The following is a 12361-nucleotide window of genomic DNA, read 5'->3' as shown; positions in this document are numbered from 1 at the left end:
GCCCTGTCGTACCGGCCGTCGGCCGTGGCCTGGGGCACACGACCGCGGCGTCGATGCCGCACTGCGGCACTCCTGCAAGACGTCTCGGCCTCCGGCGCCGGATCGCCGCGAAGGCAGGCCCGTCGCGGGACCGCGCCCATCGCTGCGTCGTCGCCTGGATGGACCGCCGCGCCGGCGCTCAGGCCATGACGTCGCCGTCGGCCGCTGGCAGCAGCGCATTGGCCAGGCGGCGCTCCATCTGCTTGAGATAGTCGCTGAAGCCGCCCCGGGCACGCGCCACGCGCCGCGCGCTGGTGGTCACCGTCGGCTGCGCGCGCCGCGCGATCCGCGCCTGCGCGCGCACTAGCGCCTCCACCAGCGCCACGTCCTCGTGCGCGGCCAGCGGCAGGAAGCCACCGCAGCGCCGGTACACCTCGGCGCTGAGGCCGAGGTTGGCACCATGCACGTGCGGGTGGTCGTCCTCACGGCACTCGCCGGCCAAATAGGCATCGCGCAACCTGGTGTCGTACTCGGCCCAGTCGTCCACCGTGACGATGCCGCAGAACGCGTCGCTGGCGCAATCCAGCTGGGCCGACAGCCAGTTCGCCGGCACCACCGAGTCCGCATCGGTACAGGCCAGCCAGCGTGCGCCGGCGGCCAGCGCCGCCTGCGCCGCCGCCGCGCGGGCGCTGCCGACGTTCCCGGTCTGCAGCGCAACGGCGTGCGCACCATGCGCGGCGACGATATCGGCGGTGCCGTCGCTGCACCGGTCCAGGGCGACGAACACCTGCACGTCCTCGCCGCGCAGGCCCGTGCATCGCGCCGCGCGCGCCACCGAGCGCAGGCAGGCGCCGATCAACGCCTCCTCGTCGTGCGCCGGGATCAGCACCGCGATCACCGCAGCCGCTCCGCCGCGGCCACCGAGTACGGGGTCGCGCTCCAGGCTTCGAGCAACACGTCGTCGTCCTCATAGCGCAACAGCCGCGGCAGCTCCAGGCGCTGCGCCAGGCGGGCGTGCACCGCACGCCCGTCCATGCAGGCCTGCGCGAACGGATGCAGCCAGTGGCAGGCGACCAACACGCCCTGCTCGCTCAGCGAAGCGCGCAAGCGCTGCGCGCATTCCTGCAGTTGCGGCAGCGGCAGGTAGTAGCCGACCTCGCTGAACACGATCAGGTCGAAACGGCCCGTCGGCCAGGTGCGCGGATGCTCGGCCTGTTGCACCTGCACGTGCGCCGTGGCGGCATTGCGCTGGGCGGCCAAGGCCACCGCGCGCTCGGAGAGGTCGGTGGCCAGCAGCGCATCGCAGCGCGGCGCCAGGGCGGCGGTCAGTTCGCCGTTGGAGCAGCCGAACTCCCAGGCACGCGCGAAGCGCGCGCGCGGCAGGCTGGCCAGCAGCAGCGCGCGTTTGCGCGCCTCGTACCAGCGCTCGCGATAACCGAACGGATCGTCGTCGCGGTAGAGGGCGCCGAAATAGGCCTGGACCGAACTCATGCGACAAAGACCTCGAAGCGGCGGGCGAACCGTTGCAGGACCTGCGGCGGCAGGATCGGCGATGACACCGTCGGCTGCGCGGTGCCCAATTGCGAGGCGAAGCACTGCAGCGCGTCTTGCTTGGCCTGCCAGTCGGCATCGTTCAAGGCATAGCGGACGGCGCCGTGCAGGGCCGGCGGCGCGGTGCCGGCCTGCAGCCAGTGCCAGGCCCAGACCGGGAATTCGAGCAGACGTGCATCGACGGCGACGACGGCCTGCCGCACCGCGCGCGCGCTGGCCTCGTGGTCGGGATGGCCATCGCGGTGCCAGGTGGTCAGCACCAGGTCGCCGGCGTGCAGCTGCGCATGCAGGCGTTCGGCCAGCACCGTCTCCTGCGCGCCGACCTGGCCGTCGCCCAGACCCAGGTGACAGATCGCGGCGGGGTCGGCGCCCAGGCGGCCCACGGCGGCGGCAAGCTCGGCGCGACGCACCGTGCGCAGGCGCTGCGGCGTCCAGTACGGATCGTGCGGATAGCAGGCCTCGCCGTCGGTCACCGCAATCAGCTGGACGGGGACGCCCAGCCGGCGCGCGCACGCGATCGCGCCGCCACAGCCCAGCGCTTCGTCGTCCGGATGCGGCGACACCACCAGCAATCGCGCGGCGCCCGCGATCAGGTCTTCGATCGGACGCTGCGGCAACGCGGCCAGCCAGGGCGAACGCTGCCATGCCGACTCCGGCGTGCCGTCGCCATGGATCTGCGGCTTCGGCGCACTCACAGCCGCCATGGCCGCGCCTGCTCGCCCAGCGCCTGGCCGAGCGCGGCCCAGTCATGCTCGGCATGGCTCTGCCGCACGAACACCGCGAGGTCGGCGCAACGCAGCGCATGTTCGCGGTCGCTGCACAGCGGCGCTGGGCCGAGTGCCCGGCCGACGCGATCGAGCACATCGGTGGCCGCGCGTTCCACGAACGAACGCAACCGGATCACCGCATGCCGATGGGCCTGCCCGGGCGCGGCATCGATGGCGGCGGCCAGGTCGCGCAGCAACGCGCGGGCCGCGCCGAGCTGCTGGTCGATCACGCCCAGGTGCATCGCCGCATGCGGGTCGCGCGGCAGCTTGGGATGCGCGCGCAGGCGCTCGGCCACCGCGCACGCGGCACCGTACCAGCACGCCGCGATGCCGGCGCCGCCGTGCCAGAACCCGGGGCGATGCAGATACTGGCCCGGCGCGCCGACCGCCAGCGCCGGGACCGCATCGAAGGTCACCGGCCCGCTGACCACGCGGGCCATGCCGACCGCGGCCCAGGCCTGTGCGTCGATGGCGATGCCGGGCTGGCGCAGTTGCACCTGCACCAACTGCTGCCGCTCCACATCGTGCGCGGTGATGAGCGCCTGGTCGACGATGCCGGCGCCGGAGCACCAGGCCTTGCGGCCGTGCACCTCGCCGCGTGGCGCATTGCCGCGATAGGCCAGGCGCGCGTCCGGCGCTTCCGCAGCCCACACCGCGAACAGCTGCCCGGGCGGCGGCGCCGGCGCACCAAGTTCGGCGAGGATCGCCTGTGCGTCGTAATGCGCTTCCAGTACCTTGGCCAGGCACACGTCGACCGCAGCGATCTCGGCGAGGATCCGCCAGCGGTCCAGGGTGTCGCCGCCGCCAGGCAGCGGCAAGTATGGATAGCGTGCCAGCGCGTGCAGCGCAGCGGTGCGCAAGGCATCGGCATCGCCGAGGGCGGTGGGACAGCGCAGTTCGGTCAAGCGAGTCCTCTATGCGAAGGCAGCAGGCAAAGTCGGCGGCGCCGCCATGTGATCACAGCAGGCTGCGTGCGCATAGCGCGTGTGCGCGCGGCACGGCAACGTCCACACGCATGAAGCATTCATCCCCGGCGCGTGGCCATCGCCATACCGATGCCGCGGTGGCGATGGTGTTGCGCGGGCTTACGGGGTCAGGATCACCTTGCGGCAGTCCTGCTCCTTCTTGTCGAAGATCGAGTAGCCCTGCGCCGCTTCGGCCAGGCTCAGGCGGTGGGTGATGATCTCGTTCGGGCGCAACCGGCCCTCGCCGATGTGCTCCAGCAGTTCCGGCATGAAGCGCTGCACGTGGGTCTGGCCCATCTTGAAGCTCAGCCCCTTGTCGAAGGCATCGCCGAACAGGAAGCCGTGGATGAAACCGGCATACACGCCGGGCACGCTGACGGTGCCGCCACGGCGCGTCGCAGCGATGCACTGGCGCAGCGCAGTGCCGCTGCTGCCTTCCAGCTTCAGCGTGGCCATCACCGTCTCCACGGTGCTGCCCTTGGCCTCGAAGCCCACCGCGTCGATGCTGGCATCCACGCCGCGGCCGTCGGTCTGGCCGACGATGATGTCGGCCGGATCGTCCACTTCTTCGAAGTTCAGCGGGATCACCCCGTAGGTGCGCTGGGCGAAGTCCAGCCGATACGGATAGCGGTCGACCATGAAGATGCGCTCGGCGCCGAGCATGCGGCAGCAGGCCGCAGTCATCAGGCCGACCGGGCCGGCGCCGAAGATCGCCACGGTGCTGCCCTGGCGCACACTGGCATTGAGCGCGGCCTGATAGCCGGTGGGCAGGATGTCGGACAGGAACAGCACCTGCTCGTCGTGCAGCACGTCCGGCACCACCAGCGGGCCGACGTTGGCCTTGGGCACGCGCACGTACTCGGCCTGGCCGCCGGCCACGCCGCCATACAGATGGCTGTAGCCGAACAGCGCCGCCGGCGGGCGGATGCCCTTCTGGTTCAGCGCCGCACCCTTGCCGGTGTTGGTGGTCTCGCAGGCAGCGTATTCGGTCAGGCGACAATGGAAGCACTCGCCGCAGGCGATCACGAACGGGATCACCACGCGGTCGCCCTTCTTCACCCGCTGCACGTCCGGGCCGACCTCCTCCACCACGCCCATGAACTCGTGTCCGAGCACGTCGCCGGTGTGCAGGTCGGGGATCTTGCCGCGGTACAGGTGCAGGTCCGAGCCGCAGATCGCGGTGGCGGTGACGCGCAGGATGATGTCGTCGGTCTCCACCAGCACGGGGTCGGGAACGGTTTCCACGCGCACATCCCGGGTGCCGTGATAGGTCAGAGCTTGCATGGGTAGTTCCTTTCGTCTGCGAACACGTGCATGCAGTGTCGCTGCCGATGCCGTGCATCGTCGGTGACCATGCCGTGAGTCCGATGTCGCGACCGAGGTGCATGCCTTGCAGGCCGTGCCCTGCGTGCACGCGCCGCCGCTGCATTACCATGCGCCGTCCCCACTGCGAGCCGATGCCATGCCCGACAGCCTCCACGACCTGCAGACCGCCCAACGCGCCTTCGCCGACGCCCGCGACTGGGGCCAGTTCCACAGTCCGCGCAATCTCGCCGCGGCGCTCTCGGTGGAAGCGGCGGAACTGCTGGAACATTTCCAATGGCTGGACGACGCGCAGAGCCGGCAGCTGTCTGCAGAAAAAAAGCAGCAGGTCGGCAGCGAAATCGCCGACGTGCTGCTGTACCTGGTGCAGCTGTGCGACAAGCTGGGCATCGACCCGATCGACGCCGCACAGCGCAAGATGCTGGCCAACGCCGCCAAGTATCCGGTGGAGCTGGCCAAGGGCCGCATCACCAAGTACACCGAACTGTAAGCACACCAGGCGGCGTACAGGGCGGAAGTGCAATGCACGGCGGCGGCGTGCGCCGCCACGCATCATCGGCGGCTAGGCGCTCGCCCTCGAACTGCGCTTGCGCGCGGACGAGGTCTTGCTGGCGCGCTTGCTGGTCGTGCGCTTGCTGGCAGCGCTCTTCTTCGCCGGCGTCTTCCTGGCGGTCGACTTTTTCGAGGCGGTCTTCTTCGATGCGGTCTTCTTCGAGGCCGTCTTTTTCGTCGCCGTCTTCTTTGCCGAAGACGCCTTGCTCGCGGCCTTCTTGGCCGTCGCCTTCCTCGCCGACGTGGACGTCGCCGTGCTCTTCTTTGCGACGGACGCGCGCGTACCGGACTTTTTGGCCCGGGTCTGCGCCGCCTTCTTGGCCGCGGCCTTGCGCACCGTCGCCCCCTTGGTCTGCGCGGCCTTCTTCGCCGCCGCCGAGCGGCTGCTGGCGCTGCGCTTCTTCGCCGCGCGCTTGGTCTGCGTCGACAGCGCCTCGCTGCCCACGGCCTTGCGCGCGGTCGTGCCCTTGTTGGCGGTCTTGAGCGCCTTCTTGGCGCCGCGCGAGCGCGTCGGCGACGGCTTGCCCTGCTTGCCGCCCTTGGCCTCTTCCTGCGCGATCTTCTTCTTGGTGGACTTCGACGCGGTCTTCGACGCACCGGTCTTGACCCCGGCACGGCGTGCCTTGGACAGACCGATGGCGATCGCCTGCTTGGTCGACTTCACCTGCGTCTTGCCCTCGCGCACGCGGTCGATCTCCTCACGCACGAATTCGCCGGCCTGGGTCGTGCCAGCCTTGCCTTCGTGCTTGGCGCGGCGCGCACGGGTGGTGGTGGATTGCTCCGGCATCGATACGTCTCCTGATAGCGGCCACGACGGCCATCCGTTTCGGGTGTAGCAACGCCCAGGTCAAGAGCAGGCATACGACAGGCGAAGCGCGCGTGCATGCGCCCGCAGGCGGACGATGGCGCGATCAGCCGTCGCGGCCGCACAGCGCCGGCGAATAGGTCTGGATGGCGTGCTGGATCGGCGCATGGCGCCCGTACATCAGCACAGCGACCAGGGCCACCGACAAGATGGCGTACACCCGCAGGCGAGCAGGCAGCTGCGGCGCACCGCGCCACTGCAGGTAACAGGCGGTCGTCACAGCCCCGACGACCACGCCGACCGCGACCTCGGACAGGCTGTGCGCACGCGCATAGATGCGGGCGATGGCGATCACGCTGGCGATGGCGAACCCGCAGGCCACCGCCAGCCGCGGCCGCGGGCGGGCGCGCAGGCACAGCATGCAGGCCATCGGCCACACGCACGCGGCGAGCATGGTGTGTCCGCTGATCACCCGGAACTGCAACGCACGCAACTCCACGCCGCAGCCGGCGTAGAGAATCTTGGTGGCACCGACCAGGACCGCAGCGGTGGCCACCAGACCCAGCCAGGTGCCGGCGGCGCGCCACCCGCCAGTGCCCAGCGCCAGCCAAACGGCGCAGACGAGCGCCAGCGGCAAGGTCATCGCCGCGTCGCCGAAGTTGCTGATGGCAGACCACATGCTGGAAAAACGTCCTTCGTACGCGTCGCTTGGGGGCACCGCCGCGGTGCGCCGTGGCCGCCATGATACGGGCGATCGCTCGAACGGGAGGATCGTGGTGCGCAGCGCGCGACAAAGGCGCGAGCGCGGCCACGACAAGCCCGGCCCCTGCTCCATCCGTCGCATCGCCCTGCGCGTACCGGGGCTTCCCGAACCACCGCCAGCCCCTCGCAGGAGCGGCGTCAGCCGCGACCGGCTTTACCGGGAATGCACCTCGCAGTTGAAGCCGCTCCTACGGCACGGGCCCCGAAGCCATCAAAGGCGCCCTGACGCCGCTTCTGCACGACACCCTGCATCTGTTCACGTGCGGCGCAAGCACTGCGCCGCATCCGCTCCTCAGCGCGCGCGTGCGGCACGCCGCGCTGCGGCAGCCTGCGGCGCCGGCTCCCAGCCGAACACGCTGCGCCCGCCATAGGCGTGCGATTGCGCGCGCTCTTCGGCGATGTAGTCCTCCACCGACGGACCGCGCGCGGTCGGCTCGAGCAGGCGTGCCTGCGCGTCCAGGCGGCGGATCGCCTCCAGCTTCTCCTCGCGGCCCAGCTTGGCCTGCGCGACCGCGGTCTTGAGCACGCCGATGGTGTGGTCGTAGACCCGCGTCGGCACCGGGAACGGATGCCGGTCCTTGCCGCCGTGGGCCAGCGAGAAGCGCGCCGGGTCGCTGAAGCGGCATGGCGTGCCATGCAGCACCTCGGCCACCAGCGCCAGCGCGCGTACGGTGCGCGCGCCGACGCCCGGCACCTGCAGCAGATCCTGGAAATCGCGCGGGCCGCAGTCGGCGGCGGCGGCCAGCGCGCCGTGCAAGCGCCGCACCACGACGTCGCTGCCGCGCACGTCGTGGTGGTCGGGCAGCGACAGATGCGGCAGGTCGGCCGGCCGGCGCTCGGGCACTGCGGCCGCCGCCGGCGCGAACAGGTCGCCGGTGGCGGCGAACAGCGCATCGCCGGCCGGCACGGTATCGCACCGCCGCAACACGGTGCGGGGCGGCGCTGCGGCTGCGGTGTCCGGCGCCTGCGCGGCCTCCAGCGCCGCGTATTCGCGGGCGATGCGCTCCGGCGCCAGCGTCTGCAGCAGGTCCACCTGCGCCGCGCGCGCGGCGGCGGCACGGTGATCGGCGAGGTTGACGATGCGCCCCTGGCGCGGACCGTCGATGGCCGCATGCGGCGCGTCGACGAAGCTGCTCAGCCCCTCCGACAGCCAGTGGTAGCGGCGCGCCTGCTTGCGCGCGCCGTGCATGCCTTGCTGCACCACCACCCAGCGCCCGTCGTCGCTGACGATGAAGCCGTGCAGGTACAGGTCGAAGCCGTCCTGCACCGCGGCGCTGTCGACCTTGGCCACCAGGCGGCTGACCCGCGCCAGGTCCGCGCCGTCCAGGCCGGTGCGCTCGCCCACCGCCTGCAGTTCGTCCGGCGTGGCCCGCGAATGCCGCCCGCGGCCGCCGCACACGTGGATGCCCAGTTCGCCGGACAGCGGCGCCAGGCCGCGCTTGAGCGCGCCCAGCACGCTGGTGGTGATGCCGGAGGAATGCCAGTCCATGCCCATCACCGCGCCCAGCGACTGGAACCAGAACGGATGTGCCAGCCGCCGCAGCAGTTCGTCGCGGCCGTAGCTGTGCACGATGGCCTGGCACATCACCGCGCCGAGCCGGGTCATGCGCGCGCCCAGCCAGTGCGGCACGCGGCCACCGTGCAGGGGCAGATCGGCGCTGCCGGAACGTCGGCTCATGGGGGCTCCGGGAAAGTGGTGCACCAGGGTAGCCAGTGCCGGTCTCACCGGGCGAGCCGGCAGGCGCGCGCGGGCTGAGCGGTTCAGTACAGGCGGCGGGCAACGCGCGCGACGCGGGGTCGCGTCCGATGGGAGCCCCTCTGTTCGACATCGGCGACGACACGCCTGGCTGAGCACGCGCATCGCGGCTCAAGCCGCTCCTTCGCAGCAAACCGGCAGGACGCAGGGAGTGCTTCGAACTGATGCGGGAAGGGCGTCAGCCGCGAGTGCAGGATGCGGCGGCAGGCCCACGATCGTGCACTGCATCACAGCTTTCCTTCCCCGATGGGGTAGCGTGGCCGTCGGGGTCCACACGGGGGGGTTGCCGATGGCGTTTCGTAGCACGCGGCGCGGGCTGTTGCTCGGCGCCGGTTCGTTCGCGTTGTTGTCGCACGTGCCGATGGGCCTGGCCCTGCCGCGCGCGCCGGCGAAGACACCGGCCTTCATCGACGCGCTGATCGCACGGATGACGCCGGAAGAAAAGGCCGGGCAGCTGACCCTGTTCGGCTCGGCGCAGCAGACCGACGCGGCCGCGGCCGCCAACCCGGTCAACGTGCGCCCCACCGCCGAGGGCCAGTTGGCCGCCGCGCGCGCCGGGCGCCTGACCGGCATCTTCAACGGCTCCAACGTGCGCTGGCACCAGCAGTTGCAGCAGGCCGCGCTGGAGAGCCGGCTGAAGATCCCGATGCTGTTCGCCGCCGACGTGATCCACGGCTTCACCACCGTCTTCCCGGTGCCGCTGGGCGAAGCCGCCAGCTTCGAGCCGGAGCTGGCGCAGCGCACCGCGCGCGCCGCCGCGCTGGAAGCCAGCGCGGTCGGCATCGACTGGACCTTCGCGCCGATGGTCGACATCGCCCGCGATGCGCGCTGGGGCCGCGGCGTGGAAGGCAGCGGCGAGGACGTGCTGCTGGGCCGGCGTTTCGCCGAGGCACGCGTGCGCGGCTTCCAGGGCGAAGGCATCGACCATGCCGACGCGCTGGCCGCCTGCGCCAAGCACTTCGCCGCCTACGGCGCCGCCGAGGCGGGCCTGGACTACAACACCGTCGACATCTCCGAGCGCACCTTGCGCGAAGTGTATTTCCCGCCGTTCCAGGCCGCCTTCGGCGCCGGCGCGGTGACCACCATGGCCTCCTTCAACGAGCTGTCCGGCGTCCCTGCCACCGCCAACACCTGGCTGCTGAGCCAGGTGCTGCGCGGCGAATGGAACTACAGCGGGCTGGTGGTCTCCGACTACACCGGCGACCTCGAGCTGGTCGCGCACGGCTACGCCCGCGATGCGCGCGACGCGGCGCGGCTGGCGTTCCTGGCCGGGGTGGACATCAGCATGCAGAGCGGGCTGTACCTGCAGCACCTGCCCGGCCTGGTCGCCGCCGGCGCGGTGCCGATGGCGCGGCTGGACGACGCGGTGCGCCGCGTGCTGCGCTTCAAGGCCGCATTGGGCCTGTTCGACGACCCGTTCCTGCGCATCGTGCCCGAGCGCGCGCAGGCGCGGCAGCGGCGTCCGGAGACGCTGGCGCTGGCGCACGAAGCCGCGCGCAAATCGGTGGTGCTGCTGAAGAACGAGGGCGAGCTGCTGCCGCTCAAGCGCCAGGGCCAGCGCATCGCGCTGATCGGGCCGATGGCCAGCAACTGGGTGGACAGCGCAGGCCCGTGGACGCTGTTCGGCGGCGACGACAGCGGCAACGACCTGGCCACCGCGCTGCGCGCGCAGCTGGCCGAGCCGGCGGCATTGCAGGTGGTGGAAGGCTGCGCCTTCGAGCACGCACTGCCGGGCGGCGTGCAGGCGGCCGTCGCGGCGGCGACCGCCGCCGACGTGGCGATCCTGGCGATCGGCGAACCGCTGCGCTACTCCGGCGAAGCGCAGTCGCGCACCGAGATCGTCATCCCCGGTGTGCAGCAATCGCTGCTGGCGGCGGTGGCCGCCACCGGCACGCCGGTGGTGGTGGTGCTCAGCAACGGCCGTGCGCTGGTGCTCGATGGCGCGGTGCTGGAAGCGCCGGCGATCCTGGTCAGCTGGTTCCTCGGCTCGGCCTCCGGCCCGGCCCTGGCCGACATCCTGTTCGGCGTGCATGGCCCCTCCGGGCGCCTGCCGGTGAGCTTCCCGCACGAATCGGGGCAGTCGCCGTACTACTACGCGCACAAGCCCACCGGTCGCCCCGATCCGCGCCCGAACGCGCTGACGCCGTTCACCACCCACTACCGCACGATCTCCAACACCGCGCTGTTCCCGTTCGGCCACGGTCTCACCTACGGCCGCATCGAGTACGGCGAACTGAGCTTGAGCGCATCGCGGCTGACAGCCGGCGGCACGCTGAAGATCGCCGCGCGCATCCACAACCGCGGCCATCACGACGCCGAGGAAGTGGTGCAACTGTACGTGCGCGATCGCAGCGCCAGCATCACCCGCCCGGTGCGCGAGCTGAAGGATTTTCGCAAGGTCGCGGTGCCGGCCGGCGGCAGCGCGGGTGTCGAATTCGTGCTGCGTCGCGAGGATCTGCTGTTCGTCGGCCAGGCACTCACGCCGACGGTGGAACCGGGCCAGTTCGACCTGTGGGTGGCGCCCTCGGCGCAAGCGCCGGGGTTGTCGGCCAGCTTCGAACTGCTGGGCTGATCGCAGCGCGCCTTCGCTGAGCGAGGCGGAAACGCTGCTGGCGCTTCACGTCGGCGGCACTGTGCGCTCACGCGGTGCTGCCATGCACACCGCTCAGATGGGGGCATCGCCTGCCGCACTGCCGCGCACCGGGTGCAGGATCCCGTGCATCGCACGCGCAGACGATGCCACTCCGGCGGCGTCTGCGATGCGCGCCGCCGCGTCTTCCCCCACGCCAGGAGCCGCGCCATGCACGACCACGATCCCGACCACTCCGCCGGCCGCCGTCGCGCGCTCGGCGCCCTCGGCAGCGGCCTGGCCGCGGGCGGCGCACTGGCGATGTCCGCCGGTGCCAGCGCGCAACCTGCGGCTGCCGCTGCCGGCGGCGCCGCCCGACCACCGATGCAGAACCCGCGCACGCAATACCCACGGCCGCCGTTCGACACGCCGAAGCAGGAATGGCCGGGGCTGGCCTCGAAGATGGTGCCGGTGCCCGATCACGGCGAGCGCAGCTACGTCGGCTCCGGCCGGCTGAGCGGGCGCAAGGCGCTGATCACCGGCGGCGATTCGGGCATCGGCCGCGCCGCGGCCATCGCCTTTGCCCGCGAAGGCGCGGACGTGGCGATCAACTACCTGCCACAGGAAGAATCGGATGCGCGCGAGGTGGTCGCGCTGATCCGCGCGGCCGGGCGCAAGGCCGTGGCCATTCCCGGCGACCTGCGCGATGCCGCGTTCTGCAAGCAACTGGTCGCACAGGCGGTGCAGCAGCTCGGCGGCCTGGACATCCTGGTCAACAATGCCGCGCGCCAGACCGCGCAAAAATCCCTGCTGGACATCGACGACCAGCAACTGGACGACACGCTCAAGACCAACCTCTACGCGCTGTTCTGGATCACCCGCGCGGCGCTGCCGCATCTGCCGTCGGGCGCGGCGATCATCAACACCACCTCGATCGTCGCCGACGACCCGCCGGAATCGCTACTCGACTACGCCACCACCAAGGGCGGCATCGTCAGCTTCACCAAGAGCCTGGCCAAGCAACTCGCGCCCAAGGGCATCCGCGTCAACGCGGTGGCGCCGGGGCCGTACTGGACGCCGCTGCAGCCCAGCGGCGGGCAATTCATGGACAAGCTCAAGACCTTCGGCGCCGACGGTCCCACCGGCCGCCCCGGCCAGCCGGCGGAGATCGCGCCGATCTACGTGCTGCTCGCCTCGCAGGAATCCAGCTTCACCACCGGCAGCGTGTTCAGCAGCGTGGGCGGGCGCGGCAACGTGGGCTGAGGCCTCGTGCCGTTGTCGACGACGTAGGAGCGGCTTCAGCCGCGACAGGCAGTCCCGGTAACGCCTGTC

General features: G+C 71.4%; 10 protein-coding genes and 1 pseudogene. 3 read left to right on the top strand and 8 right to left on the bottom strand.

What is annotated here, in order from left to right; genetic code table 11:
- Positions 1-178 precede the first annotated feature (178 nt).
- From Q7W82_RS08460 to Q7W82_RS08440, 5 genes are all read right to left on the bottom strand, one after another.
- Positions 179-877: a glycosyltransferase gene (locus Q7W82_RS08460; RefSeq protein WP_242156443.1), complete on the bottom strand. Its 699-nt coding sequence runs from the start codon at positions 875-877 to the stop codon at positions 179-181.
- On the bottom strand, positions 874-1470 hold the full coding sequence (locus Q7W82_RS08455) for a class I SAM-dependent methyltransferase (protein ID WP_242156442.1): 597 nt from the start codon (positions 1468-1470) through the stop codon (positions 874-876). The genes Q7W82_RS08460 and Q7W82_RS08455 overlap by 4 nt, the downstream gene beginning before the upstream one ends.
- Entirely contained in the window at positions 1467-2234 is a 768-nt protein-coding gene (locus Q7W82_RS08450; protein ID WP_242156440.1) for a PIG-L family deacetylase, read from the bottom strand. Before Q7W82_RS08450 ends, Q7W82_RS08455 begins: the two co-directional genes overlap by 4 nt.
- Positions 2222-3202 (bottom strand): acyl-CoA dehydrogenase, encoded by a 981-nt coding sequence (locus tag Q7W82_RS08445; protein WP_242156438.1) that lies wholly within the window; start codon positions 3200-3202, stop codon positions 2222-2224. Before Q7W82_RS08445 ends, Q7W82_RS08450 begins: the two co-directional genes overlap by 13 nt.
- A gap of 180 nt (positions 3203-3382) precedes the next feature.
- The gene (locus Q7W82_RS08440; RefSeq protein WP_242156436.1) at positions 3383-4546 is read right to left on the bottom strand and encodes a zinc-dependent alcohol dehydrogenase; all 1164 of its coding nucleotides are present in this window, start codon (positions 4544-4546) and stop codon (positions 3383-3385) included.
- A gap of 178 nt (positions 4547-4724) precedes the next feature.
- On the opposite strand from Q7W82_RS08440, the gene Q7W82_RS08435 reads away from it, so the two are divergent.
- Positions 4725-5075 (top strand): nucleotide pyrophosphohydrolase, encoded by a 351-nt coding sequence (locus tag Q7W82_RS08435; RefSeq protein ID WP_242156435.1) that lies wholly within the window; start codon positions 4725-4727, stop codon positions 5073-5075.
- A 354-nt stretch (positions 5076-5429) separates the two neighbouring features.
- On the opposite strand, the pseudogene Q7W82_RS08430 reads toward Q7W82_RS08435, so the two are convergent.
- From Q7W82_RS08430 to Q7W82_RS08420, 3 genes and pseudogenes are all read right to left on the bottom strand, one after another.
- Positions 5430-5924 (bottom strand): annotated as a pseudogene (locus tag Q7W82_RS08430) (DUF6496 domain-containing protein); the annotation flags it as partial.
- 124 nt (positions 5925-6048) lie between these two features.
- Positions 6049-6621: a phosphatase PAP2 family protein gene (locus Q7W82_RS08425; protein WP_242156433.1), complete on the bottom strand. Its 573-nt coding sequence runs from the start codon at positions 6619-6621 to the stop codon at positions 6049-6051.
- 375 nt (positions 6622-6996) lie between these two features.
- Positions 6997-8382 (bottom strand): DUF763 domain-containing protein, encoded by a 1386-nt coding sequence (locus Q7W82_RS08420; RefSeq protein WP_242156431.1) that lies wholly within the window; start codon positions 8380-8382, stop codon positions 6997-6999.
- Positions 8383-8749: 367 nt separating this feature from the next.
- On the opposite strand from Q7W82_RS08420, the gene Q7W82_RS08415 reads away from it, so the two are divergent.
- On the top strand, positions 8750-11032 hold the full coding sequence (locus Q7W82_RS08415; RefSeq protein WP_242156429.1) for a glycoside hydrolase family 3 N-terminal domain-containing protein: 2283 nt from the start codon (positions 8750-8752) through the stop codon (positions 11030-11032).
- Between the two features lie 381 nt (positions 11033-11413).
- Positions 11414-12292, top strand: coding sequence for an SDR family oxidoreductase (locus Q7W82_RS08410; protein ID WP_242082458.1), 879 nt, complete (start codon positions 11414-11416; stop codon positions 12290-12292).
- Positions 12293-12361: the final 69 nt, after the last annotated feature.

The sequence above is a fragment of the Xanthomonas indica genome (genome assembly GCF_040529045.1).
Classification (GTDB): Bacteria; Pseudomonadota; Gammaproteobacteria; order Xanthomonadales; family Xanthomonadaceae; genus Xanthomonas_A; species Xanthomonas_A indica.
The sequence above is the reverse complement of the archived record's forward strand: the minus strand, read 5'-3'. Positions and strand labels throughout refer to the sequence as shown.

Excerpts from the sequence above, each read along its gene's own strand:
- Q7W82_RS08455 (WP_242156442.1), bottom strand. The coding sequence starts at position 1,470 with ATGAGTTCGGTCCAGGCCTATTTCGGCGCCCTCTACCGCGACGACGAT.
- Q7W82_RS08450 (WP_242156440.1), bottom strand. The coding sequence starts at position 2,234 with ATGGCGGCTGTGAGTGCGCCGAAGCCGCAGATCCATGGCGACGGCACG.
- Q7W82_RS08440 (WP_242156436.1), bottom strand. The coding sequence starts at position 4,546 with ATGCAAGCTCTGACCTATCACGGCACCCGGGATGTGCGCGTGGAAACC.
- Q7W82_RS08435 (WP_242156435.1), top strand. The coding sequence starts at position 4,725 with ATGCCCGACAGCCTCCACGACCTGCAGACCGCCCAACGCGCCTTCGCC.
- Q7W82_RS08425 (WP_242156433.1), bottom strand. The coding sequence starts at position 6,621 with ATGTGGTCTGCCATCAGCAACTTCGGCGACGCGGCGATGACCTTGCCG.
- Q7W82_RS08420 (WP_242156431.1), bottom strand. The coding sequence starts at position 8,382 with ATGAGCCGACGTTCCGGCAGCGCCGATCTGCCCCTGCACGGTGGCCGC.
- Q7W82_RS08415 (WP_242156429.1), top strand. The coding sequence starts at position 8,750 with ATGGCGTTTCGTAGCACGCGGCGCGGGCTGTTGCTCGGCGCCGGTTCG.
- Q7W82_RS08410 (WP_242082458.1), top strand. The coding sequence starts at position 11,414 with ATGCAGAACCCGCGCACGCAATACCCACGGCCGCCGTTCGACACGCCG.